This window comes from Streptomyces sp. AP-93 (genome assembly GCF_022808175.1).
Classification (GTDB): Bacteria; Actinomycetota; Actinomycetes; order Streptomycetales; family Streptomycetaceae; genus Streptomyces.
Window position 1 is genome coordinate 136604 of the sequence record NZ_JALGBX010000021.1, and the last position, 23521, is coordinate 160124.

The 23521-nt window shown below is 72.9% G+C and carries 20 protein-coding genes; 6 read left to right on the plus strand and 14 right to left on the minus strand.

Going from position 1 to position 23521, the window contains the following annotated elements; genetic code table 11:
• Positions 1 to 69: 69 nt before the first annotated feature.
• The 4 genes from MTF69_RS43080 to MTF69_RS30280 form a co-directional block, all read right to left on the minus strand.
• Positions 70 to 1332, minus strand: coding sequence for a transglycosylase family protein (locus MTF69_RS43080; RefSeq protein WP_279346439.1), 1263 nt, complete (start codon positions 1330 to 1332; stop codon positions 70 to 72).
• Between the two features lie 176 nt (positions 1333 to 1508).
• Positions 1509 to 3137: a CHAP domain-containing protein gene (locus MTF69_RS30270; RefSeq protein ID WP_243339364.1), complete on the minus strand. Its 1629-nt coding sequence runs from the start codon at positions 3135 to 3137 to the stop codon at positions 1509 to 1511.
• A 357-nt stretch (positions 3138 to 3494) separates the two neighbouring features.
• Entirely contained in the window at positions 3495 to 3671 is a 177-nt protein-coding gene (locus MTF69_RS30275) for a hypothetical protein (RefSeq protein WP_243339365.1), read from the minus strand.
• A gap of 147 nt (positions 3672 to 3818) precedes the next feature.
• Positions 3819 to 4205, minus strand: coding sequence for a hypothetical protein (locus tag MTF69_RS30280; protein WP_243339366.1), 387 nt, complete (start codon positions 4203 to 4205; stop codon positions 3819 to 3821).
• Positions 4206 to 4368: 163 nt separating this feature from the next.
• Here MTF69_RS30280 and MTF69_RS30285 point away from each other — a divergent pair, with 163 nt between their 5' ends.
• On the plus strand, positions 4369 to 5370 hold the full coding sequence (locus tag MTF69_RS30285) for a helix-turn-helix transcriptional regulator (protein WP_243339367.1): 1002 nt from the start codon (positions 4369 to 4371) through the stop codon (positions 5368 to 5370).
• A 75-nt stretch (positions 5371 to 5445) separates the two neighbouring features.
• Here the strand turns inward: MTF69_RS30285 and MTF69_RS30290 are convergent, their stop codons facing one another.
• Positions 5446 to 6030 (minus strand): NAD(P)H oxidoreductase, encoded by a 585-nt coding sequence (locus tag MTF69_RS30290; RefSeq protein WP_243339368.1) that lies wholly within the window; start codon positions 6028 to 6030, stop codon positions 5446 to 5448.
• The gene (locus MTF69_RS30295; RefSeq protein WP_243339369.1) at positions 6027 to 7115 is read right to left on the minus strand and encodes an NADP-dependent oxidoreductase; all 1089 of its coding nucleotides are present in this window, start codon (positions 7113 to 7115) and stop codon (positions 6027 to 6029) included. Before MTF69_RS30295 ends, MTF69_RS30290 begins: the two co-directional genes overlap by 4 nt.
• Positions 7116 to 7279: 164 nt before the next feature.
• Here MTF69_RS30295 and MTF69_RS30300 point away from each other — a divergent pair, with 164 nt between their 5' ends.
• Positions 7280 to 10576, plus strand: a complete 3297-nt coding sequence (locus MTF69_RS30300; protein WP_243339370.1) for a BTAD domain-containing putative transcriptional regulator — start codon at positions 7280 to 7282, stop codon at positions 10574 to 10576.
• A 349-nt stretch (positions 10577 to 10925) separates the two neighbouring features.
• Here the strand turns inward: MTF69_RS30300 and MTF69_RS30305 are convergent, their stop codons facing one another.
• The gene (locus MTF69_RS30305) at positions 10926 to 11813 is read right to left on the minus strand and encodes an alpha/beta fold hydrolase (protein ID WP_243339371.1); all 888 of its coding nucleotides are present in this window, start codon (positions 11811 to 11813) and stop codon (positions 10926 to 10928) included.
• 368 nt (positions 11814 to 12181) lie between these two features.
• Entirely contained in the window at positions 12182 to 12874 is a 693-nt protein-coding gene (locus MTF69_RS30310; protein ID WP_243339372.1) for a metal-dependent transcriptional regulator, read from the minus strand.
• Positions 12875 to 13142: 268 nt separating this feature from the next.
• Here MTF69_RS30310 and MTF69_RS30315 point away from each other — a divergent pair, with 268 nt between their 5' ends.
• Positions 13143 to 13898 (plus strand): SIS domain-containing protein, encoded by a 756-nt coding sequence (locus MTF69_RS30315; protein WP_243339373.1) that lies wholly within the window; start codon positions 13143 to 13145, stop codon positions 13896 to 13898.
• A gap of 152 nt (positions 13899 to 14050) precedes the next feature.
• On the opposite strand, the gene MTF69_RS30320 is transcribed toward MTF69_RS30315, so the two are convergent.
• Positions 14051 to 15358: a PAS domain-containing protein gene (locus MTF69_RS30320; RefSeq protein WP_308401472.1), complete on the minus strand. Its 1308-nt coding sequence runs from the start codon at positions 15356 to 15358 to the stop codon at positions 14051 to 14053.
• 161 nt (positions 15359 to 15519) lie between these two features.
• Between MTF69_RS30320 and MTF69_RS30325 the strand changes: the two genes are divergently transcribed.
• Both MTF69_RS30325 and MTF69_RS30330 read left to right on the plus strand, forming a co-directional pair.
• Positions 15520 to 15798: a ribbon-helix-helix domain-containing protein gene (locus MTF69_RS30325; RefSeq protein WP_243339374.1), complete on the plus strand. Its 279-nt coding sequence runs from the start codon at positions 15520 to 15522 to the stop codon at positions 15796 to 15798.
• Positions 15795 to 16217, plus strand: coding sequence for a hypothetical protein (locus MTF69_RS30330; protein ID WP_243339375.1), 423 nt, complete (start codon positions 15795 to 15797; stop codon positions 16215 to 16217). The genes MTF69_RS30325 and MTF69_RS30330 overlap by 4 nt, the downstream gene beginning before the upstream one ends.
• A gap of 324 nt (positions 16218 to 16541) precedes the next feature.
• Here MTF69_RS30330 and pdxH read toward each other — a convergent pair whose 3' ends face one another.
• A complete protein-coding gene (pdxH, locus tag MTF69_RS30335) occupies positions 16542 to 17165 on the minus strand; it encodes a pyridoxamine 5'-phosphate oxidase (protein WP_243339405.1) in 624 nt (207 codons plus the stop codon).
• 237 nt (positions 17166 to 17402) lie between these two features.
• On the opposite strand from pdxH, the gene MTF69_RS30340 reads away from it, so the two are divergent.
• Entirely contained in the window at positions 17403 to 18509 is a 1107-nt protein-coding gene (locus tag MTF69_RS30340) for a citrate synthase 2 (RefSeq protein WP_243339376.1), read from the plus strand.
• A gap of 151 nt (positions 18510 to 18660) precedes the next feature.
• Here the strand turns inward: MTF69_RS30340 and MTF69_RS30345 are convergent, their stop codons facing one another.
• The 4 genes from MTF69_RS30345 to MTF69_RS30360 all read right to left on the minus strand — a co-directional run bounded on the left by MTF69_RS30345 (position 18661) and on the right by MTF69_RS30360 (position 23517).
• Positions 18661 to 19260, minus strand: a complete 600-nt coding sequence (locus tag MTF69_RS30345) for a TetR/AcrR family transcriptional regulator (RefSeq protein WP_243339377.1) — start codon at positions 19258 to 19260, stop codon at positions 18661 to 18663.
• Positions 19248 to 19991 (minus strand): enoyl-CoA hydratase family protein, encoded by a 744-nt coding sequence (locus MTF69_RS30350; RefSeq protein ID WP_243339378.1) that lies wholly within the window; start codon positions 19989 to 19991, stop codon positions 19248 to 19250. Before MTF69_RS30350 ends, MTF69_RS30345 begins: the two co-directional genes overlap by 13 nt.
• A 377-nt stretch (positions 19992 to 20368) precedes the next feature.
• On the minus strand, positions 20369 to 21544 hold the full coding sequence (locus MTF69_RS30355) for an acyl-CoA dehydrogenase family protein (protein ID WP_243339379.1): 1176 nt from the start codon (positions 21542 to 21544) through the stop codon (positions 20369 to 20371).
• Positions 21541 to 23517, minus strand: coding sequence for a biotin carboxylase N-terminal domain-containing protein (locus MTF69_RS30360; protein WP_374324361.1), 1977 nt, complete (start codon positions 23515 to 23517; stop codon positions 21541 to 21543). The genes MTF69_RS30355 and MTF69_RS30360 overlap by 4 nt, the downstream gene beginning before the upstream one ends.
• Positions 23518 to 23521: the final 4 nt, after the last annotated feature.

Here is a 23521-nt window from a genome sequence, read left to right on the forward strand (position 1 = left end):
AACGGGCCGTGGGCCTCCACTCCCCTGGGGAGCGGAGGCCCACGGCCCGTTCGCTTGCGGAGCCGGCGATCAGACGGTCGGGAACTTCGCCGTGAAGGCGTTGCCGACGCTGACCACGTCGTCGAAGCTGCGCTTGCCCGCGCCGAACTCGGAGCCCGCCATCGCCCGCTTCTTGCCGCCCACGATCTCCCACACCGTGGCGCTGTTCGGGGAGAGCAGCATCGTCCCGTTGGCCGGGGCGGCCTTGGCGGCGGCCGCGGCCAGCCACCCGCCCGGGGTGCCGAGCAGCGGACGCTTGTCGTAGCCGAAGCCGGTGAACTCGGCGTTGGTCAGGGGGACCGCCACGCCACCGGCCATGACATAGACGGTGGAGTCGGCGCCGGAGACCTCCTTGACGATGGAGCCGTTGGGTATCTGCCGGGTCGCCGCGGAGGCCAGCCAGTCGGTCGGAACGCCCATCAGGGCCTGCTGGTTGTACCCGTTGGCGGTCCACTCGGAAGCCGAGATGTGCAGCGCCGCACCGTTCACGACCACGTAGCGGGAGGGGTCGTTGCCGGTCTGGTCCATCACCACGCGGCCGGTCGACACGGTCCGCTGCGCCGCGGCCTGCAGCCAGGCGGTCGGGACGCCGTAGTCGGCACGGAGGTTGTAACCGTTCTCGGTCCAGTCCGATGCGGAGATCGGCAGCGCGGCACCGTCGATGATCACGTACCGGTTGGCTCCGCCGGCCTGGTCGTGGACCACCGTGCCGGCGGGCGGGGCGCTCGGCAGCCCATTGAAGGCGTTGGGGTCGATGACCACGACCTTGCCCAGGTCGTAGTGGTCCGGGGCGACGTCCGAGCCGGCCACCGGAACTCCGGCCCCGGCGATCATCACCCGTACCTCCGGGCCGTTCGGCGACTTCACCAGAGTGCCGCTGGCCAGGGAGGAGGGAGCCGGGTAGGTCGGGGCGGTGGGGTACGGGTTCGCGTGGTCGGCTCCCAGGCCCGAGGCGGGACCGCAGTGGGGCCAGGCGCCCTGACCCTGCCCGGCCAGGATCTTCTCGCCGATCAGGATCTGCTGCTGCTTGGTCGCCTGGTCGGCGCGGGCGGCGTACTGCGTACCGCCGAAGGCACGCCAGGTCGGCATGGATATCTGCAGACCGCCGAAGTAGGTCCCGGTGCGGTCGATGATCTGCCAGTTCCCGCTGGCCTCGCACTGCGCGACCTTGTCCCAGGTCGCCACGGAAGCGGCGGAGGCGGGGGTACTCGCGAGGAGCGGGGCGGCGAGGGCCAGCAGGGCGGTGGCGGCGGTGGCGAGTGCGGACTTCTTGCGGGCGGCGGCGGAGCGCATCGGAATTCCCTCGGGCAGCAGGTCTGGGTGTCGGCGGCGGAGCGGCCGGGACCGAGCCGCCCGGCTGTTTCGGGCCGGGCGGCTCAGGGGCGGTGCTCAGTGGTGGTGCTCAGCGGTGGCGCTCACTGGAGGCACTCACGGGTGGTGCTCAGCGGTGGCGCTGGAAGCGACCGGGATCAGGCGGTCGGGAACTTCGCCGTGAAGGCGCTGCCGACACCGACGACATCGGCGAAGCTGCGCTTGCCGGCGCCGAACTCGGTGGCCGCCATCGCCCGCTTCTTGCCGCCCACGATCTCCCACACCGTGGCGTCGCCCGCCGACTTGATCATCGTGCCGTTGGCGGGGGCCGCCTTGGTCACGGCCGTGTTCAGCCATGCGGCGGGGGCACCTTCCAGGGGGCGCTGGTCGTAGCCGAAGCCGGTGAAGTCCGCGCTGGTCAGCGGAGCGGCGACGCCACCCGCCATGACGTAGACCGAGGCGGAGGACCCGGAGGCGTCCTTGACGATGGTGCCGTTGGCGACCTGCTTGGTCACCGCGGAGCCGAGCCATCCACCGGGGACGCCCATGAGGGACAGCTTGTCGAAGCCGACGCTGGTCCACTCGGTGGCGGAGATGCCCACCGGGGTGCCACCGACCATGACGTAGCGGGAGGAGTCGGTACCCGACTGGTTCATGACGACCGTGCCGGCCTGGAGCGGCTTGGCGACGACGCCCTTGAGCCATTCGGCCGGAACGCCCATCAGGGTCTGCTCGTTGTAATCGTTGGCCGTCCACTCCGTGGCCGAGATGTGCAGCGCCGAGCCGGCGACCATGACGTAGCGGGACGGGTCGGTGCCCGACTGGTCCATCACCACGATGCCGGTCGCCACTGTGCGCTGGGCGGCAGCCTTCAGCCATGCGGTCGGAACGCCCATGTCGGCACGGGTGTTGTAGCCGCCGGCGACCCAGTCCGCACCGCCGATCTTGAGCGCGGCGTCACCGATGATCACGTACCGGTCCGCACCGCCGGCCTGGTCGTGGACCACGGTGCCCGACGGCGGGGCGCTCGACAGGGACCGGAAGGCCTGGTCGTCGATGGTGACGACCTTGCTCAGGTCGTACTTGCCGGGAGTGACGTCGGAGCCCGCCACCGCGAGACCGGCTCCCTTGATCATCACCTTGACGGACGGGCTGCTCGCCGACTTCACGAGCGTGCCTTCGGCCAGCGAGGCCGGGTTCGGGAGGGAGGGCGTCGAGCTGCCGGCCGGGGACACGTAGCCGCTGATCGTCTGACCGAAGGGCCGGTCACCCACGTGCCAGTTGGTGGTGGGGTAGGTGCTGACGTGGCCCGGGCGGCTGCCCTGGTTGCCACCGGTGATGGTGACCGTGTTCCCGGATATCGCGGTCACCAGGGCCACGTGGTCGGCGTAGTTGCTGCCGTTGTAGTTGTAGACCACCGCGTCACCGACGTGCGGCGTGCTGGAGATCGTCCCGTACTTCTTGCCGTAGTCCATGAAGCTGGCCGCACGGTCGTCCAGGCTGGCCAGACCCGTGACCCCGTTGCGGGACCAGACCCAGCCGGCGAAGTCGGCGCACCAGGCATGGGCCGTGACGCCGCCGCTGCAGCTGTTGGTCTGGTTGGGGCCGCCATCGTAACCACCGTGCGCACAGGCTCCGTTGCCGTTCTCGGCACGGGCGGTGGCGGAGATTCCGTCGGTCAGCGGCGAGGCACTGGCCGGGTTGGCGACCACCATGGTGAACGCCGTCGCCGCCAGGGCGGAGGTGGAGGCGATGCGAATGGCGATGGTCTTGATGGTGCGGGACATGGCGAAGCTCCTGATGGCGTGAAAGGAAGTGTGGTGTCGCTGCGGATTCCGCAGACGGGCCTGGTGAGGGCCGAAGAGTGGGGGCGCGCCGGCCGGGCGGTGGGACGGCTGCCCTGCAGGAGCAGCTGTCAGGCCGGTGGATGCGGCGCGCGGTGGTGCGGTCGGGCGGGTCAGGCGGTTCTGCGGTCTTGCGGTCGGGCGGTCTTACGGTCGGGCGGTCTTACGGTCGGGCGGTCTTACGGTCGGGCGGTCTTACGGTCGGGCGGTCCTGCGTCCTGCGTCCTGCGTCCTGCGGTGAAGTTCGTGGGCCGCGGCGGGGTGGCGCTGAAGGCGCTGCTCCCCCGGCGGCGGGGCCAGTTACTGCCAGCCAGTGGTGAGCTTGCCGACGGGCGCGGTCTGCCAGCCGGTGGTCGCGGTGATGCGGGTCTCGTCGGTGGTGGTGGTGGCGGTGAACTGGCCGGCCAGAACCGGGGTGATCGCGGCGAGGGCGAGAGTGGTGACCGCGGCGGCCTTGGCGAGGCGGGTGCGAAGCATGGGAGTGGTCCTTTGCGAAAGCTGGGATGAGCGGCCTTTTCCGGTCTCACGTCCCGCGGTGACGTTTCCTCCGGTGTTGCCTTCGGGGCGGTGTTCCCTTCCGGCGATCACTACTTTCGTCGCAGGTCACGGCGGGTGGAAGGGGTTTCAGCTGGACGGAACCGGACCTGGACCGTTCCGTCCAGCACGTCCGGAAGCGGCCGCCAGGAGGTGCTCGTAGTACGGCGTGACCAGAGGTGCGCCGACGCGCCCGACCGTCCAGCCCCACAGGGCCGGCACTTCCTCGAAGGCGCGGCGGCACAGCGCCTCCGTACGCCGTTCCGCCTCGTTCAGGCTGTCCGCGAGCAGATAGACGCCGAGGGTCGGATCCGGCAGGGCGTGCGGATGCGCGGAAACGTGCTCCACCGGGCCACAGGCGCCGGCACCGGCACCGGCAGCACTGGCGCCGGCAAAGGCGCGAATGAGTTCGCCTGCGTGCGGCGGGAGTTGGGTGCCGGGCTCGGGAGCGCGGAGGGCCGCGTGAACGAGGTACATGCACTCCACGATCCCGAATTCTTCACTTCGGGCATATGACTTGAACGTGGACTGTTCGGGCCATGGCCGGAAGCGGCCAAGGACCGCTTGGTCCCTCGCTGGACACCGCGTGCGATGATCTTCGGACCCTGATTCACGGGGGTACACAGGGGGGGGAACCGCTGTGCTTGCAACGCTTGGCCTCGACGCGACCGCCGAGGCCGTTTACCGCGCCATGCTCGCGCACCCGCGCGACGGAGTGCGTGCTCTTGCCGGCCGTCTCGGCGTATCCGAGGCAGACATCCGCAACAGTCTGGACCTGCTCAGCGAGCTGGCCCTGCTCCGCCCGTCCTACGAACGGGAGGGAGAGCTCCACGCCGTCCCACCCGAGGTCGGCATGGAGATCCTGATGGCCCGCCAGCAGGCGGAGCTCGCGGCCCAGCAACTGCGCATCGAGTCGTCGCGCGCGGCCGCCGCCCAGCTGATCGCGGAGTTCGCCGATCTGAGCCCGGCCGCCCCCAGCCCAGGCGTCGAGCAGCTGGTGGGCCTGGACGAGATACGGACCCGGATCACCGGGTTGGCGCACGGGGTCCGGTCCGAGCTGATGACGTTCGCACCCGGCGGGGGGCAGCGGCCGGACACTCAGGAGGCCTCGAAGGCGAACGACCTCGCACTGCTGGGCCGCGGCGTGCGGATGCGCACCCTGTACCAGGACAGCGTGCGCAACAGCCAGATCACCGTGGCCTACGCGACGTGGCTGGGCGAGCTCGGCGGGGAGGTGCGCACCGCCCCCGACCTGCCGACCCGGCTGATGATCTTCGACAGGACCACCGCCGTCATCCCGGTCAGCAGCGAAGACAGTGGGGCGGGCGCGGTGGTCCTCACCGGCCAGGGAACTCTGACGGCGCTGTGCGCACTCTTCGAGAACGTCTGGTCGGCGGCGCGGCCCCTGGGCAGCACCCCCGAGGAGCGTGACGAGGGGGGCGGGCTCAGCCCGCAGGAGACCACGGTGATCCGCCTGCTGGCGCAGGGCCTGACCGACGAGGCGATCGCCAAACGGCTCGCGGTCTCGCCGCGCACGGCCCGCCGGCTGGCCAACGGGCTGATGGAACGGCTGGGCGCCGCGAGCCGGTTCGAGTTCGGCGTCCGCGCGGTCCAGCGGGGCTGGCTCCCCGGCACGGAGTAGCGCTGAACGCGGGACGGGTGCCCGGCCCGTGGGCGCCGGGCACCCCCTCGGCCGCTCCCGTCGATGAGCACGGCTCTAAAGATGAGCACGGCTCTCAAGCTGTGGAGCCAGTGCGGCGTCCGCCTCGGCGAGGGCCGAGGCGCCCGCGCTCAGGGAGTCGTAGACGAAGTGGACGACTGCCTCCTCGATGCCGCAGTACTGCGAGATGCCGACGCGCAGGAGGCGGTCCACCGGCTCGTCCCAGCCGAGCTCCTTGAACTTCGCCTCCGGGTAGCTCACCAGCGGGATCCAGACCATCCGCTTGCCCTTCAGGAGCGGGTGGCTGCGGCCGTAGGCGAAGCCGTTGTTCCAGACCCGGTCGATCCAGCCCTTCAGGATGGCCGGGAGGCCGAACCACCAGAGCGGGAAGACCACCACGAGGATCTCGGCGGCCGCGATCCGGTCCATGTGGGCCCGGGTCTCGGCGGAGTACTCCTTGTCGGGGTCCGACCAGTCCGGTTCGTCCTCGGCGCCCATCCGGGGGTCGAAGCCCTCGGCGTGCAGGTCGAGCACGTCGACCGTGTGGCCGTCGGCCTCCAGCCGGGCCACGGCGCGGCGGGCGAGCTGGGCGGTCAGGGAATCGCCGCGGGGGTGGGCCAGGACGACCAGGGCGGCGCTCATCGGGCATCGGTGGTGAGGGCGGAGACGCTCGCGGTGGCGGTCTCCGGGGAGAGGCGGACCAGCATCTTGCCGGTGTTCGCGCCGCGCATCATGCCGAGGAAGGCCTCCGGGGCGTGCTCGATGCCCTCGACGACGGTCTCCTCCGTGCGCAGGCTGCCGTCCGCCAGCCATCCCGCGGCCCGGCCGATCCACTCCGGGAACAGGTCGAAGTGGCTGGAGACGAGCATCCCGCGCAGGGTCACCTCGCGGGCCGCGGCCTGGAAGAGGTTGTCCGGGCCCACCGCCGGAGCGGTGGCGTTGTAGCCGCTGATCGCGCCGACCATGGCGATCCGCCCGCCCTGGCGCATCGCGCCGATGGCCGCCTGGAGGTGGTCGCCGCCGACCGCGTCGAGGTAGACGTCGATACCCTCGGGGGCCGCCTCGGCGAGCTGGCCGGCCAGGTCGCCCTGGCGGTAGTCCACGGCCGCGTCGTAGCCGAAGCGGTCCAGCAGCTTCTTCGTCTTCAGCGGGCCGCCCGCCGAACCGATCACCCGGGAGGCGCCCAGGCGCCGCGCAAGCTGCCCGGCGACGCTGCCGACCGCGCCGGCGGCGGCGGAGACGAAGACGACGTCGCCCTCCTTGACCGGGGCGGTGCGGGTCAGCGCCGCGTACGCCGTCAGGCCCGTGGTGCCGAGCGGACCGAGGTACGAGGACTGCGAGGCGATCGCGGGATCCACGACGGTGGCGGCGGCCGCGTCGAGGACCGCGTACTCCCGCCAGCCGAGGAAGTGCGAGACGGTCGCCCCGACCGGCACCGCCGCGGAGCGGGAGGCGACGACCTCGCCGATCGCGCTGCCTTCGAGGGCCGCGCCGAGGGCGAAGGGCGGGATGTAGGAGGGTGCGTCGTCCATCCGGCCCCGCATGTACGGATCCACGGACATCCAGGTGTTGCGGACCAGGATCTGCCCTTGGGCGGGCTCCGGGACCTCGGTGGCGACCAGGTCGAAGTGGTGCGGGCCCGGTTCGCCCACGGGGCGGGCGGCGAGGCGGATCTCGCGGGAGAGGGGGCTCGTGGTGGCGGCGGTCGTGGTCATGGTCGTGGTCATCCGACTGTTCCTTCCGGTGTGTTGCCTGACCGCTCGGTCGCGGTCACAGGAACACCATGTCCGGGGGCGCGCACGGGCCGCGCACGAGTCACGCACGGGCGCTCGCACGCTTCCATGGTTCGTCTCCTCACACCGTTCTGACGGGCAAGAAGTAACGTTGCGGCATGCGTTTCGAGGTGCTGGGGCCACTGACCGTCCGCACGGATGACGGGACTCCCGTACCCGTTCCCGAGGCGAAGGTACGGGCCCTGCTCGCGGCCCTCCTCGTACGCGACGGCCGGCCCGTGCCGGTGGACCGGCTGATCGAGGACCTGTGGGGCGGGGCGGGCGACGCCGCCCCCGGCAACCCGGGGAACACCCTCCAGACCAAGGTCTCCCAGCTCCGCCGGACCCTCGCCAAGGCCGAGGACGGCGCACGCGCTCTCGTCGCGTACGGTCCCGCGGGCTACGCCCTGCGCGCTCCCGCGCGGGCCGTGGACGCGGACCGCTTCGCGGAGCTGACGGCCGCCGCGCGCAAGGAGGCGGAGCCGCGGGCCAGGGCGGAGCTGCTGGCGCGGGCGCTCGGGCTGTGGCAGGGGGAGGCGTACGCCGACTTCCGGGACGCCGACTTCACGCAGGCGGCGATCGCCCGGCTGGAGGAGCAGCGGATCACGGCGTACGAGGACCTGGCCGAGGCCCGCCTCGGACTCGGCGAACACCGCGAGCTCGCCGACGAGTTGGCCGGCCCCGCCGCGGCCCACCCGCTGCGCCAGCGGCTGCGCGGCAGCCAGATGCGGGCGCTGTACCGCGCCGGCCGCCAGAGCGAGGCCCTCGCCGTCTACGCGCACCTGCGCGAGCTCTTCGCCGAGGAACTCGGCATCGACCCCGGAGCGGAGCTCTCCGGTCTGTACGAAGCCATCCTGCGCCAGGACCCGGCGCTGACGGGCCCGGAGGCGGGGGCGGGCCCCGAGGCGGGGGCGGGCCCGGAGGCGGCGGCCCCGGCCTCGGCCGCGGGCCCGGCTTCGGCAGCCGGGCGCGGCCCCTCAGGGGAGGTGGCTCGGAGCGGCCGGGCGCACGCGGGCGGCGGCGGCAACCTGCCCACGCCCGTCAGCTCCCTGGTGGGCCGCGAGGAGGCCGTCGCCCGGGTGTGCGCGGCACTCGGGGCCGGGCGGCTGGTGACGCTGTGCGGGCCGGGCGGCGTCGGCAAGACCCGGCTCGCGCTCGCCGCGGCGGCGCGGCTGGAGGAGGCCCACCCCGACGGGGTGTGGTTCGTGGAACTCGCCGGCGCGCACGCCACGTCGGTCGCCGAAGCGGTGGCCGCCGCGATCGGGATGCGCGAGGACGACGCGGGCGGCGGCAGTGTCGAGGACCGGCTCGCCGAGGCGTTGCGGCGGCGCGCGGCACTCCTCGTACTCGACAACTGCGAACACCTCCTCCCGGCCGCCGCGGCCCTCACCGAACGGCTCCTGCGCCGCGCCCCCGGCCTGCGCGTCCTCGCCACCAGCCAGGAGCCGCTCGCGCTCTCGGGCGAGGTGATCGAGGCCGTCGCCCCGCTCGCGGAGGCACAGGCCGCGGAACTCTTCGCGGCCCGCGCGGCGGCCGCCGCCCCCGGCTTCGTCCTCGGCCCCGACACCGCGGAGGCCGTGGCCCTGATCTGCCGCCGGCTGGACGGGATCCCGCTCGCGCTGGAACTCGCCGCGACGCGGGTGCGGGTCCTGGGGGTGGAGGCACTGGCGGAACGCCTGCACGACCGCTTCCGCCTGCTCAACCAGGTACGCCGCGACGCCCCGGCCCGCCAGCGCACGCTGCGCGCGACGATCGACTGGAGCTGGGAGCTGCTCTCCCCGGCGGAGGCGACGGTCCTGCGCCGGCTGTCGGTGTTCGCGGGCGGATTCACCGTCGAGGCGGCCGAGGCGGTGTGCGCGGACGGTGGCGCCGCCGGGCGGACCGGCCCCGGTCCGAGTGGCTCCGGTCAAAGCGACTCCGGACAGGGCGGCCCCGGTCAGAGCGACTCCGGCCAGAGCGGTCCCGGTCAGAGCGGCCCCGGCCAGGGCATCCGCGGTGAGGACGTCCTCGATCTCGTCACGCGGCTCGTGGACTGCTCGCTCGTGGTCTCGGCGTACGGAGACTCGCGCCTGCGGCTGCTGGAGTCGGTGGCGGCGTACGGGCTGGAGCGGCTCGACGCCGCCGGGGAGACGGGCGCGACCCGGCAGCGGCACGCGGAGTACTACACCGGGTTCGCCGAGCGCGCGGCCGAGCGGCTGCACGGGCCCGAGCAGGGCGAGTGGCTGCGGCGGCTCGACCGGGAGGGCCTCAACGCCCGCGCCGCCCTGGAGCACACGGGGGCCGGGGAGTTGGGACTGCGGCTCGTCGGCGCGCAGTCCTGGTACTGGTTCCTGCGCGGCCGGATCCAGGAAGCCACCGACGCCACCGGAGCGGCGGGCGCCACGGCCCTGCACGCCGCCTTCGCACTGCTCGGCGGGGACGACAGCCACCTGGGCGGCGACTTCTCCGGCGCCGACCTCCGGGGGCAGTGGCTGCTGACCTACGCCCGGTGCGGCTTCGGTTCCGGCGTCCTGGAGGACGAACTCGCCTTTTTCCCCGATCAGTTCCGCGAAAGCGGCGACCGGTGGGGCGAAGCGGTCGCACTGCTCACCCTCTCGACGCGGGCGATGTACGACGGCGACCTCGCGGAACTGCGCCGCAACGCGGAGGCCGCCGCCGCGGTGTTCACCGAGCTCGGTGACCGCTGGGGCCAGCTGCAGACCTCCGAGCAGCTCGGCATCCTCGCCGAGGTGACCGGGGACTACGCGGCGGCGGCGCAGCTGCACGAGGACGGCGTACGGGACGCGCAGGAACTGGAGTTGTGGACGCACGCCTCCTACCGGCTGGCCCGGCAGGGCCGCATCGCGCTGCTGACCGGCGACCTGGCGCACGCGGCCGTGCTGCACGAGCAGGCCCTGCGGCTGGCGGAGGAGCAATGCCACCGCCCGGCCGAGCAGTTCGCGGCGATCGGGCTCGCCCTGGGCGCGCGGCGCGGCGGAGACCTGGACGGCGCCGAAGCCCGGCTGCGGCCGTGGCTCGACTGGAACCAGCGGCTCGGCGTGGACTCCGGAGCGGCGCTGGTCCTGGCGGAGCTGGGGTACGTCGCGGAGTTGCGGGCCGACCCGGCCGCGGCGGAGTCCCTCCACCGGGAAGGCCTCGCGGCGGCCCGCCGTTCCGGGGATCCCCGCGCGCTCGCGCTGGCCCTCGAAGGCCTGGCGGGGATACTCCCGCCCGCCCGGGCGGCCTCCCTGCTGGGCACGGCGACGGCGCTGCGCGCCTCGGTGGGCACCCCGCGCCCCCAGGCGGAACGCACCGACACCGACCGGGCGGCGGCCCGAGCCCGCGCGGCCCTGGGCCCGGAGGCCTTCGCGGCCGCCTTCGCCGCGGGCGAAGCCCTCCCGCTGCCGGAACAACTCACCCTCCTGGAAGCCCCGTAGACCGGCTCCCAGCGCCGGGAGGGCTGCTCCTGGAGCGGCGACGGCACCGTGACGCCGGCTGACGCGCTACGGATGCCGCGTCGCCCGCAGGGGCCGAACAGCCCGGCCGAGCCGCCACCCGACGGCCCGACAGCCCGCCGGGCCGACAGCCCGCGACGACCCGGGCCGACCCGCCGGCCCCGTCGGCCGCACCTGGGCCCCGCAGGGCCCCGTACGGCCCCACAGGGCCCCACAGGAGGCCCATCCGGCAAAGGAGGAGCAACAAGCCACACCCGGGCCCACAGCCGCCCCACCGGCCCGGCCGGTCCTGTCCGGGCCCCCGCCCCCGCGCCCGGCCCCGCCCCACCCCTCACGCCGGCGCCTTGATGCCCTCCAAGAACGGCTCCACCGCCGCCCGCCAAGCCGTCGGGTGGTCGTAGTGGAGGTAGTGCCCGGCGTCCGGGATCTCCGCGTACTGTCCGGCCGGCAGGACGCGGACCATTTCCTGGGCCTCGGCCCGGCCCAGCTCGCCGTCCAGGCCGCGGACGACCAGCGTCGGGCAGCGGACTTGGGCGAGCTCCTCCCAGTGCGCGTCGTGCACCCACGTCTCCCGCGCGGTCAGCATCTGCCGGCGCGAGAACAGCGGGCGCCAGCCGTCGTCGGCCTCGTGCATCACTTCCGCGAAGAACTCGCCCCGGCCCGGATCCGGGCGCTCCACCCGCGGGTCGTCCTCGCCGAACCAGCGCCGCGCGGCGTCCTGGGTGGGGAACGGCAGCGGCCAGTGCCGGAACCATTCCTCCCACTCCTGCTGCGAGGCCTCGCCCAGCGCGGACGCCCGCATGTCGCAGATGACCAGGGCCGCTACGAGATCGGGGCGGCGGGCCGCGAGCTGCCAGGCGGTGAGGGCGCCCATGGAATGGCCGATCAGCGTCACCGGCGCGAGGCCGAGCTGCTCGACGGCCGCTTCGGCGTCGGCCACGAAGGCCTCGCGCCCGTACGCGACGGAGCTGCCGGGGCCGGCGGTCGGCGGGCGCTCGCTCTGGCCGTGGCCGCGCTGGTCGAGGGCCACGACGCGGCGGGTCTCGCCGAGCCAGCGGGCGGTGCCCGTCCAGTGGAAGGCGCGGCCCATCAGGCCGTGCAGTAAGAGAGCCGCGGGCTCACCCGACGGCGACCGCTGGGGCTCCGCGGCCGCTTCGCCGAACTCCCAGGCCGCCAGGCGTACGCCGTCGGCCCCCGTCACATCGAGGCGTCGTACCACCGCAGATGCACCCCCTTCGCTCCCGGCCACAGTATCGAACCCGTATTCGAAAACGGGGTTCTCGCCGACAACACCGCTCTTTCGAGTGACCTTGCTCAAGGATTGACCGCCGCTGCCGATGGAGATCCTTTCAACAGGGAGGCGGGCCGCTCGGGGAAGACGGTCCGAAGGGATGACCTTGAGAGCTCGGGGCTCCAGGTCAAGCAGGGGAGGACCGGTCCCGGCGCCGCAAGGCGCCGGGACCATCCATACAGATCCGCACCGGCCCACACAGGCCGACACCAGTCGGATTCGCTCGCACTGACGACCCGCTCGAACGTTCGTGCGTCAGCCCGTCACATCCCCCTACCCCTCCCTCGGTCCGTCCGTCAGCGCTTCGCCACGAACACGTGGGAGGCGATCTCCGCCTCCAGCTCCGCGGCCTCGCCCCCACTGCCGACCAGCACGCCGCCGGGCGACTCGGTCACGCTGACCACCGAGCCGGGCTGAACGCCCGCCCGCCGCAGCGTGTACATCAGCTGTGCGTCCGTCTGGATCGGCTCACCGATCCGGCGGATCACGACGGTCTTGCCCTCCACGCCCGGGTCAAGCTCGGACAGGCTGACCATGCCCTCCTCCAGGAAGGGATCGGCCTCGGCCTTCTCGCCCAGCTCCTCCAGCCCCGGGATCGGGTTCCCGTACGGCGATTCGGTCGGGTGGCGCAGCAGCTCCAGCACCCGCCGCTCCACCGCCTCGCTCATCACGTGCTCCCAGCGGCAGGCCTCGGCGTGCACCTGCTCCCACTCCAGGCCGATGACGTCGACGAGCAGGCACTCGGCGAGTCGGTGCTTGCGCATCACCCGCGTCGCCAGCTTGCGCCCCTCGTCGGTCAGCTCCAGATGACGGTCGCTGGCGACGGCCACCAGGCCGTCGCGCTCCATCCGCGCCACCGTCTGGCTCACCGTCGGGCCGCTCTGGTCCAGCCTCTCGGCGATACGGGCGCGCATGGGCACCACACCTTCCTCTTCCAGTTCGAGGATGGTGCGGAGGTACATCTCCGTGGTATCGATCAGTCCGGACATTCGTGCCCCTCGGATTGCGTGCGCTGGCCCTGCCCCCAATTCTGACCCATCGCGCCGACAACCGTCCCGTGTAGGACGTCAAGGGCCGTACCGGACCGCCCCGGAACGCCCCCCGGGCACCTCCGGCCACCTCTCATTACGCCGCCCACCGGGCCTTTCGCCCCCTGGATGAAAGTTCGTATTGACACGCCCTTGGTCCAGACCGCACGGTGAGCGGCGGACACGGACGACAACCTCACCCACTCCCACCCCGGAAGGCCATCGGCGTATGAGCGAGAGCAAGCTGGCCGGTCAGTTCTTCGACGCCGCGATCGGCCTGCTGGAGCGGGTACGGGACGAGGAGTCCGCCCGCATCAACGAGGCCGGGACCGTCATCGCGGACGCCGTGGCCGCCGGGCACAAGCTCTTCGCCTTCGGCGCCGGGCACTCCTCGCTCCCCGCCCAGGACGTGGTCTACCGGGCCGGCGGGCTCGCCCTGATGAACTTCCTGGCCGTCCCCGGCACCGCCGGCATCGACGTCATGCCCGCCACCCTCGGCAGCGCCCTGGAGCGCGTCGACGGCCTCGCCGGGGCGGTCCTGGACAGCAGCCCGGCCAGTGACGGCGACGTCCTCGTGATCATCTCCCTCTCCGGGCGCAACGCGCTGCCGGTCGAGATGGCCATGAACGCCCGCGCGATCGGCCTCAAGGTCATCGGCGTCACCTCGGTCGCCTACGCGACCGGCACCAGGTCCCGCCACGTCTCCGGCACCTTCCTCAAGGACCACTGCGACATCGTCCTCGACAGCAAGATCGCGGTCGGCGACGCCGAGCTCACCCACGAAGGCATCGAAGCCCCCTTCGCCCCCGCCTCCACCGTCGTCACCAGCGCGATCATGCAGGCGGTCATGGCCGCCGCGGCCGGCGAGCTCGTCGCCCGCGGGGTCGAACCGCCGCTCCTGCGCTCGGGCAACGTGGACGGCGGCCACGAGTGGAACGGCCGCGTCATGCAGGAATACGGCGACCGCATCTTCTTCCGCCACTAAGACTTGATCCGTTATTCCTGTGGGGATGACGGATTGCAGCCGGGGCGATTCCTGGGCTGTCCGGCGTGGTCGCCCGAGGGCGGCTCATCCGGGGTCGCTCAGGGCGCTGGTCCGGCCTCTTAGCCCAGCCCTGCGTGGCCGCCGCCCCGGCTTCACCGCCCCGACAGGTCCAGGTCCGCCGCGACGCGGGCCGCCACCTCCTCCGCGTACTCCGCGTCCGCGCGCTCGAAGGCGGCCCGGGACGGCCCCCGCAGGAACGTCAGCGTCCCCAGGCTCCGTCCCCGGCTGCGCAGGACCGTGCACAGGGCGTGCGCCGCACCCTCGGGCCAGCGCCGGGCGCCCGCCCACGCCCCGTCCGCCTGCCCGCCCGGCGCGCTGGTCCGCACCGACCCGGCCCGGTCCAGCGCCTGCAGCACCGGGTGGCCGGCGTCGTAGCGCACCGGGATCGCCCCGGGCTCGGGCAGCCCCGGCAGGCCGGGCGGGGACGCCGCCCAGCGCAACAGCCGTACGCGCTCCCGCAGCGAGCCGTCCAGTACGTCCACCAGCGCGTGCTCGGCGAAGCCCGCCAGGGCGAACTCCAGCCGTACGGCCGCCGCCTCGGCCGGGTCCTCGCACTCGGCGGCGGCCCGCCCGGCCCGGTACAGCTGATGGGACCGGAACCGCAGCTGCGCCGTGTCCAGCTGCGCCTGGCGGGCCTCGGTGACGTCCTGGAACAGCAGGGCGACCCCGAGCGGTACGGGTTCCTCCGCGAGCGGCGACGCCAGGCGCAGGAACCCGCACCGCCAGCACCGCCGCCGCACGCCCTCGGGGCCCCGTACGGACACCCACAGCTCCGCCGGGGCCGGAGGCGCCCCCTCGGCCAGCACGTGCTGCAGGGCCCCCTCCAGCTCCTCCACCCCTTGCGCCAGCAGCTCCCCCAGGGGCCGCCCGAGCAGCACGGTGCGGCCGGACCCGAAGGCGCGGGCGGCGTGGGCGTTGACCACGGCCGGGCGCAGGTCCACGTCGACGAGCACGACCCCCCAGGAGGCGTCCTCCATCAGCGCCTCGCTCAAGGCGATGGAACGCTCCAGGTCGATCTGCGCGTGCACCTCGCTGAAGGCGCAGTACACCCCGGCCGGTTTCCCGTCGGCGCCCGGCACCCCCGCCGACTGGGTCCGCACGAGCAACCGCCCGCCGTCCTTGGTCAGCAGCGCGAACTCGTGCACCTGCCGCCCCTGCACGTCCTGGGCGGCCATGAGTCTGTCCTGCACGTCCTGCGCGTCGGCGGCCCGCACGGCCCACCCCGCGAACCCCTTGCGCCCCACGGCCTCGATCGCCGACCACCCGAGGATCCGCTCGGCCTCACGGTTCCAGTGGGTGATCACGCCATCGGCATCGAACGCGCACAAGGCCGCGTCCATCCCGTCCAGCAGCGCTGCGAGCAGATCGTCGGCGGTCTCATCACGTCCGAATGCAGTCACCTGGGCCCCCTGCAGGTGTTCGCGTGTGCGGCACGTCACGTCATTGAACTCGAACGTGACGCAGCACACACCCACTTCCCGCAATCATCCCGATATGTCCGTGACCCGGGGCCGCCCGTCGAACTGGTGAGGGCTGCGATACGGGGAGTATGGTCTTGTATATGGCGACCAAGAAGATCACGGTAACGATTCCCGAAGAGCTCCTTGACGAGATCCGTGCGGAAGCGGCGGAGCGAGGCCTGTCGGCGTACGTCGCCGAAGCGCTGCGGTTCAAGCGCGACCGGGACCGGCTGCGGGAACTGGTCGACTGGCTCCAGGAGGAGCACGGCCCTGTCACCGAGGAGGAGCGCGCGGCCGCGTTCGAGGATCTGGAAGCTCTCGACGCCGAGCACGAACGCCGCCGCGCCATGGCAAGGCACCAGGCCGGAGAGGCCGCGTGAAGCGGACCGGTGAGCGCGGGCAGCCACCGCCGCGCGTCTTCGTGCTCGACTGCGAAGCACTGTCCCTAGCCGTGCGCGGCGACCGAAAGATGATCGCCTTGCTGGACATCGCCGCCCGGGGTGGAGCCGAGGCGGTGACCTCTCCCATGACGCTCGTCGAGGCCTATGACGGGAGGACCACCGAACAGCGATGGGACTGGGTCCTCTCCCGGCTCAAGGTCGCCGACGTCGGAAAGGACGAAGCACGTCAGGCCCGACGACTCCTGGCGGACGCCGAGCTTCACGGCCACAAGTACGCGATCGACGCGGTGCTCGCCGTCATCGCGCGCCAGCAGAAGGGGCAGGTCACCGTCTACACCTCGGACGTGGACGATCTGGAGCGGCTGGTCCCGGACTCGATCGTCGTCAGGAAGGTATGACCCGGCGGCTCCGGACGGCCCTGGATACGTCTGCGGATTCGCCCCCGAAATTCGGTTGAGCGCGCTCTGAGGGAGTGCCTACAGTGGCGGCACACGAGAAGGGAGGTGGTTGCCGCAATGTACGGAAACCGGACGCGTGAGGTGGCTGCGGGCTAAAGCGCCCGCTGTCGCACGCACCCAGTGCGGTGCCCGGCGGGAACGCCTGGCGCCAATCCCAAGCAGTCACCCGACCCGCGAGCTCGCCGGTACGTCCGGCCGGCTTCCCCCACTGCAGGGGGGAAACCCGAGCTCGCGGGTCGTCTGCGTGTGCGGGCCCCTACGGGGTCACGGGCAGAGGCGTTCCACGCGCCATTTCTCCTCCTCCAGGACGTAGCGGAGGCGGTCGTGGAGGCGGTTTTCGTGGCCCTGCCAGAATTCCACCGCGTCGGGGACCACGCGGATGCCGCCCCACTGCGGGGGAACCGGAACCTGTTCGCCCTCGGGGTAGCGGGCTTCCAGTTCCGCGTAGCGGCGGTCCAGTTCCGCGCGGGAGGCGATCACCGTGGACTGTTCGCTGGCCCAGGCGCCCAGCTGGGAGCCGTGGGGGCGGGAGCGGAAGTACGCCGCCGTCGCGTCGCGGCCGATACGGGTCGCCGTGCCGGTGACGATGACCTGGCGGGCGATGGGGTGCCAGGGGAAGAGCAGGGAGACGAAGGGGTTGGCGGCCAGTTCGCGGCCCTTGCGGGAGTCGTAGTTCGTGAAGAAGACGAATCCGCGCTCGTCGAACTGCTTCAACAGGACCGTGCGCGAGCTGGGGCGGCCGTCCGGGGTTGCGGTGGCGACGACCATCGCGTTGGGTTCGAAGACGTTCGCTTCCGCAGCGTCGCGGAACCAGCGCGCGAACTGGCCCATCGGCTCCTCGGCGAGGCTTTCCTCGGCGACGAGCTGGGAGCGGTACTGCTTGCGCATGTCGGCAGGGTCAGGGTGCTGATCGGTCACGCGGCCATCCTGCCGCAGCGGCGCGTCCGGGACTGTGCCGTATGTCACGCTTCCCCGCGCCAAGCGGAACGTACAAAATCTTGGGGCCGGTCCGACGGTCCCGAACGGATGACCATCGGCCGTGCCGGGCATCAACGGGGATGACCGCGCCGGACCGCGAATCACGCCGGGAGCCGCGCGTGTTCGCACTATTTGAGGAGCCGCCTGATGTCCGACTTCGTACCCGGTCTCGAGGGAGTCGTCGCGTTCGAAACGGAGATCGCCGAACCCGACAAGGAGGGTGGGTCGCTCCGGTACAGGGGCGTAGACATCGAAGACCTCGTGGGCCACGTCTCCTTCGGGAACGTCTGGGGCCTGCTGGTCGACGGTGCCTTCAACCCCGGCCTGCCGGCCGCCGAGCCCTTCCCGATCCCGGTGCACTCCGGTGACATCCGGGTCGACGTGCAGTCCGCGCTCGCCATGCTCGCCCCCGTGTGGGGTCTGAAACCGCTCCTCGACATCGACGAGCAGACCGCGCGCGACGACCTGGCGCGGGCGGCCGTGATGGCGCTGTCGTACGTCGCCCAGTCCGCGCGCGGCCAGGGACGGCCGATGGTCCCGCAGAGCGAGATCGACAAGGCCGAGTCCGTGGTCGAGCGGTTCATGATCCGCTGGCGCGGCGAGCCCGACCCGCGCCACGTCAAGGCAGTCGACGCCTACTGGACCTCCGCCGCCGAGCACGGGATGAACGCCTCGACCTTCACCGCGCGCGTCATCGCCTCGACGGGTGCCGATGTCGCGGCCGCGCTGTCCGGGGCCGTCGGCGCCATGTCCGGGCCGCTGCACGGCGGGGCGCCGTCCCGCGTCCTCGGCATGATCGAGGAGATCGAGCGCACCGGCGACGCCGTGGCGTACGTGAAGAAGGCCCTGGACAAGGGCGAGCGGCTGATGGGCTTCGGCCACCGCGTCTACCGCGCCGAGGACCCGCGCGCCCGCGTGCTGCGGCGTACGGCCAAGGAGCTGGACGCCCCGCGCTACGAGGTCGCCGCCGCCCTGGAGAAGGCAGCCCTCGAGGAGCTGCACGCGCGCCGTCCCGACCGGGTGCTCGCGACGAACGTGGAGTTCTGGGCCGCGATCATGCTGGACTTCGCGGAGGTCCCGGCGCACATGTTCACCTCGATGTTCACGTGTGCCCGTACCGCCGGCTGGTCCGCGCACATCCTGGAGCAGAAGCGCACGGGCCGCCTGGTCCGCCCCTCGGCCCGCTACACCGGGCCGGGTGTGCGCAACCCGCGCGAGATCGCCGGCTACGCGGACATGGCGGAGACCGCCTGAATCCGCCCGAGACTGGCGGAGACCGCCTGAGTCCGCCTGAGTGCGCGACCGCGTCGGCTGCCCCCGCACAGGGCCGCCGCTCGTGGCGGGCGCCGCATCCCCTCGGGGGTGCGGCGCCCGCCGCGTTTCCGGAGAGGTGGAGGGGGCGGTCTCAGCCCAGTTCCGAGTCCAGGATGCGGGCCCACTGGGCGACCACCCGCGCCCGGCGGGCGGTGTCGTCGGTGAGGACGTTGGCCAGGCCCAGGCCGCGGGCCATGTCGAGCAGGCCCTGCACGGTTTCCCGTACGCCCGGTACGGACTCGTCCGCGCCCAGGAGTTCCACGGCCATGCGGTGGGTCTCGCGGCCGACCCGGGCCTCCAGCTCGGCCACGCGGGGCCGCAGCTGCTCCTCGTGGGAGGCCGCGACCCACAGCTGGAGGGCTGCGCGGAACATCGGGCCGGTGTACAGGTCGATGAGCGCCCCGACCACGTCGGCGCGGGCCGCGGCGGTACCGCCGCGCGGGAACAGGTCCAGCAGTGCGGTCGAGCGCACCTCGGCCATGTACTCGACGGCCGCGGTGAACAGTTCCTCGCGGGTGCGGAAGTGGTGCTGGGCCGCCCCGCGCGAGACGCCGGCGCGCTCGGCGACCACGGCGACGGTGGATCCGGCCCAGCCCTGTTCGGCGAGGCAGGAGACGGCCGCTTCGAGGAGGTGGCGGCGGGTGACCCGGCTGCGGGCCTGCTTGGGTCCCGTCTCCGTCAGCTGAGCCATGACGGGTCCCGTCGTTCGAAGCGGGCGGTGATGCCCTCGCGGGCCTCGGCGGAGGCGAAGTGCCGGGCGGACAGCTCCGTGAGAGCTGCTCCGTCCCGCTCCAGGGCGGCCCGTACCGGGGCGGTGACCAGCCGTTTCGTCGCGGCCAGGGCCTCGGGGCCCGCCTTGAGGAGGCCTTCCAGGACGGGGGCGAGCACCTTGTCGACGTCCGCGTCGGTGGTGTGGAGGGTGAGCAGGCCGATGCGGGTGGCTTCGGCGGCGTCGAAGACCTCTGCCGTCAGGAAGTAGCGGGCCGCGGCGCGGGGGTCCAGGCGCGGGAGCAGCGGCGCCGAGATCACGGCCGGGACCACGCCGAGGTGGGTCTCGGTGAAGGCGTACGTGGACCCGTGCCCGGCGGCGGCGATGTCGCAGACGCCGAGCAGGCCGAGGCCGCCCGCGCGGACGTGGCCGGTGACGCGGGCGACGACGGGCTTGGGGAGTTCGGCGATCTCCCGGAGCAGGGCCAGGAAGTCGGCCGGGTCGCAGGGCGACTTGAGGTCGGCGCCGGCGCAGAAGGTGGTGCCGGTGTGGGTGAGGACCACGGCCCGGGTGGACGGTTCCGCCGCCGCGGTGGCGAGGGCTGCGCGGAGTTCTTGGACCAGGGTGGCGGAGAGGGCGTTGCGGTTGGCCGGGGAGTCGAGGGTGAGGGTGGCGAGGCCGGGCGTTCGCGCGGCGTGGACCAGTGGGGGCATGTCTCCTCCGGAGGGGGTGGTCGGCTCGGTCGGGATCCCCTCCGGGGAGGGTATGCGGGTCGCCTGCGGCGGGCTCCGGTGGGCTGCGGGTGGGTGGCCCTGCGGGGCGGAGTCCCCGCTGCGACCCTTGCCGCTGCGCGCGGCGAAGTTCCCCGACCCGCCCTTCCACCGTTCCCCGGGCGCTGCCCGGACCCCCTGGGGCTCCGCCCCAGACCCCGCGCCTCAAACGCCGGCGAGGCTGGATATGGCTGACACCGGCGAAAATCCAGCCCCTCCGGCGTTTGAGGAGCGGGGTCCGGGGCGGAGCCCCGGGGAACGGAGGAAGGGCGGGTAGGGGACTCCCCGCCCCGCGCAGCGGCAACGGCACCGGAGTTCGGTCAGTAGGACTTGGGGAGGCCCAGGGTCTGGTGGGAGATGAAGTTGAGGATCATCTCGCGGCTGACCGGGGCGATCCGGGCCACTCGGGAGGCGACGATCAGCGCGGCCAGGCCGTATTCGCGGGTGAGGCCGTTGCCGCCCAGGGTGTGGACGGACTGGTCCACCGCCCGGACGCAGGCCTCCCCCGCTGCGTACTTCGCCATGTTCGCGGCCTCGCCCGCCCCCATGTCGTCGCCGGCGTCGTAGAGGTGGGCCGCCTTCTGCATCATCAGGCGGGCCAGTTCGAGGTCAATGTGGGCGGCCGCCAGGGGGTGCGCGATGGCCTGGTGCGCGCCGATGGGGGCCTTCCAGACCTGGCGGGTCTTCGCGTAGTCGACGGCCCGGGCGAGGGCATAGCGGCCCATGCCGATGGCGAAGGCTGCGGTCATGACGCGCTCGGGGTTGAGGCCCGCGAAGAGCTGGAGCAGGCCCGCGTCCTCGTCGCCGACCAGGGCGGAGGAGGGGAGGCGTACGTCTTCGAGGACCAGCTCGAACTGCTTCTCCGCAGCCTGGAGTTCCATGTCGATGGGCGTGTAGGCGAAGCCGGGGGTTTCGCGGGGGACGATGAAGAGACAGGGTTTGAGGCTGCCCGTCCGGGCGTCTTCCGTGCGGCCCACGATGAGGGTGGCGTCGGCGATGTCCACGCCGGAGATGAAGACCTTGCGGCCGGTGAGGATCCAGTCGTCGCCGTCGCGGCGGGCGGTGGTGGTGATGCGGTGGGAGTTGGAGCCGGCGTCGGGTTCGGTGATGCCGAAGGCCATGGTGCGGGTGCCGTCGGCGAGGCCGGGGAGCCAGGCCTGCTTTTGGGCCTCGGTGCCGAAGCGGGCGATGACCGTGCCGCAGATGGCGGGCGAGACCACCATCATGAGGAGCGGGCAGCCCGCTGCGCCGAGTTCTTCGAGGACGATGGACAGTTCGGCGATGCCGCCGCCTCCGCCGCCGTACTCCTCGGGGAGGTTGACCCCGAGGTAGCCGAGTTTGGCCGCGTCCGCCCACAGCTCGTCGGGGTGGCCGCCCTCCCGGGCGGTGCGGGCGAGGTACTCGCGGCCGTACTTGCGGCCGAGGGCGGCGACCGCCGCGCGCAGGGCCTGGTGTTCTTCGGTTTCGAGGGTCGTGGTGCCGGGGGTGGAGCTCATGCTTCCTCCTGGACTACGGCGAGCAGGGCGCCGAATTCGACCTGTTGGCCGGTGACGGCGTGGAGCGCGGTGAGCGTGCCGGAGGCGGGCGCGAGGATGCGGTGCTCCATCTTCATGGCCTCCAGCCAGAGCAGGGGCTGCCCGGCGGTGACGGGGCTGCCGGGGGCGAGGCCCTCGGCGACGCGGACGACGGTGCCGGGCATGGGGGCGAGCAGGGAGCCCGGTTCGGTGCGGTCCTGCGGGTCCGCGAAGCGGGGGATGGGGGTCAGGGATTGGGAGCCGAGCACGGAGTCCACGTACGTCGTGTTCGATTTTTGTTTCACGTGGAACAGCCGCCGGACGCCGTCCACTTCGAGGGTCACCAGGTGGCGCGTGGCGGACAGGATGCGCACGCCGGGGTGGTCGAGGAGTTCCGGGGGGCCGCTGCGGGACGGGTGGTAGCGGACTTCGTGCTCGGTCCCGGCGGCCGTGTAGCGGCGGCTCTGCGGCTGGGAGCGGAGGTTGCGCCAGCCGCCGAGGCGCGTGGCGAGCCGGGCGTCCGGGTCGGGGGCGGCCTCGGCCAGGGCGGCGGCGAGCGCGCTGAGCACGGGGGCCGGGTCGTCCGCGGCGGCCTCGGTGAGGGCGGGCAGGTGGCGCTCGTAGAAGCCCGTGTCGAGCCGTGCGGCCGCGAACTCCGGGTGTCGCAGGGAGCCTACGAGGAGCTCGCGGTTGGTGGTCAGTCCGTGGATCCGGGCTCCGGCGAGGGCGTGCGCCAGGGCACGGACCGCCTCGGCGCGGGTCGGGGCATGGGCGACGACCTTGGCGAGCATGGGGTCGTAGTGGATGGAGACGGTGTCCCCGTCGGTGAAACCGGTGTCCACGCGGACCTCGCCGGGCACGGCGAGGGTGTGCAGGGTCCCGGTCTGCGGACGCCAGTCCTGGGCCGGGTCCTCGGCGTAGAGCCGGGCCTCGACGGCGTGTCCGGCGGGCGTGGGCGGGTGCAGCGGGAGGGCGGCGCCCTCGGCGATCCGCAGTTGCAGCGCGACGAGGTCGATCCCGAAGACCGCTTCGGTGACGGGGTGTTCCACCTGGAGGCGGGTGTTCATCTCCAGGAAGTACGGGCGGCCGTCGGCGGTGACGAGGAACTCCACCGTGCCCGCGCCCTCGTACGAAACCGCGCGGGCGGCGGCCACGGCGGCCTCGTGCAGGGTGGCGCGCAGGGCCTCGGGCAGGCCGGGCGCCGGGGCTTCCTCGATGACCTTCTGGTGGCGCCGCTGGAGGGAGCAGTCGCGGGTACCGAGCGCCCAGACGGTGCCGTGGGAGTCGGCGAGGATCTGCACCTCGACGTGGCGGCCGCGCTCCACGTAGGGCTCGGCGAAGACCTCTCCGTCACCGAAGGCGGACTGGGCCTCGGCGGAGGCGGCTTCGAGGGATTCCTTGAGACAGTCGAGGTCCCGGACCACCCGCATCCCGCGGCCGCCGCCGCCCGCCGCGGCCTTGAGGAGCAGCGGGAGGTCGGCGGTGGTGGCCGCGTGCGGGTCGACGGGGTCGAGCAGCGGGACCCCGGCGGCGCGCATCAGGTCCTTGGCCCGGGTCTTGGAGGCCATGGCCTCCATGGCCTCGGGCGGCGGGCCGACCCAGGTGAGACCGGCGGCGCTGACGGCGCGGGCGAAGTCGGCGTTCTCGGAGAGGAATCCGTAGCCGGGGTGGACGGCGTCGGCGCCCGCCGCGAGGGCGGCCGCGATGACCAGGTCGCCGCGCAGGTAGGTGTCGGAGGGGGCCGCGCCGGGCAGCCGTACGGCCGCGTCGGCCGTGCGGACGTGCAGGGCGTCCGCGTCGGGGTCGGAGTGGACGGCGACGGTGGCCAGGCCCAGCGCACGGGCCGTGCGGAAGACGCGTACCGCGATCTCGCCGCGGTTGGCGACGAGGAGGGAGGTCAGGTTTGTGGGCGAGGTCATGGCCGGGTCCATGGCCGCGCTCATGGGCGAGGTCATGGGC

Coding starts and splice junctions, on each gene's coding strand:
- MTF69_RS30315 (WP_243339373.1), top strand. CDS start 13,143: ATGAGCGAGAGCAAGCTGGCCGGTCAGTTCTTCGACGCCGCGATCGGC.
- MTF69_RS30275 (WP_243339365.1), bottom strand. CDS start 3,671: ATGCTTCGCACCCGCCTCGCCAAGGCCGCCGCGGTCACCACTCTCGCC.
- MTF69_RS30355 (WP_243339379.1), bottom strand. CDS start 21,544: ATGAGCTCCACCCCCGGCACCACGACCCTCGAAACCGAAGAACACCAG.
- MTF69_RS30350 (WP_243339378.1), bottom strand. CDS start 19,991: ATGCCCCCACTGGTCCACGCCGCGCGAACGCCCGGCCTCGCCACCCTC.
- MTF69_RS30300 (WP_243339370.1), top strand. CDS start 7,280: ATGCGTTTCGAGGTGCTGGGGCCACTGACCGTCCGCACGGATGACGGG.
- MTF69_RS30310 (WP_243339372.1), bottom strand. CDS start 12,874: ATGTCCGGACTGATCGATACCACGGAGATGTACCTCCGCACCATCCTC.
- MTF69_RS30270 (WP_243339364.1), bottom strand. CDS start 3,137: ATGTCCCGCACCATCAAGACCATCGCCATTCGCATCGCCTCCACCTCC.
- MTF69_RS43080 (WP_279346439.1), bottom strand. CDS start 1,332: ATGCGCTCCGCCGCCGCCCGCAAGAAGTCCGCACTCGCCACCGCCGCC.
- MTF69_RS30360 (WP_374324361.1), bottom strand. CDS start 23,517: ATGACCTCGCCCATGAGCGCGGCCATGGACCCGGCCATGACCTCGCCC.
- MTF69_RS30280 (WP_243339366.1), bottom strand. CDS start 4,205: ATGTACCTCGTTCACGCGGCCCTCCGCGCTCCCGAGCCCGGCACCCAA.
- MTF69_RS30340 (WP_243339376.1), top strand. CDS start 17,403: ATGTCCGACTTCGTACCCGGTCTCGAGGGAGTCGTCGCGTTCGAAACG.
- MTF69_RS30345 (WP_243339377.1), bottom strand. CDS start 19,260: ATGGCTCAGCTGACGGAGACGGGACCCAAGCAGGCCCGCAGCCGGGTC.
- MTF69_RS30325 (WP_243339374.1), top strand. CDS start 15,520: ATGGCGACCAAGAAGATCACGGTAACGATTCCCGAAGAGCTCCTTGAC.
- MTF69_RS30290 (WP_243339368.1), bottom strand. CDS start 6,030: ATGAGCGCCGCCCTGGTCGTCCTGGCCCACCCCCGCGGCGATTCCCTG.
- MTF69_RS30295 (WP_243339369.1), bottom strand. CDS start 7,115: ATGACCACGACCATGACCACGACCGCCGCCACCACGAGCCCCCTCTCC.
- pdxH (WP_243339405.1), bottom strand. CDS start 17,165: ATGCGCAAGCAGTACCGCTCCCAGCTCGTCGCCGAGGAAAGCCTCGCC.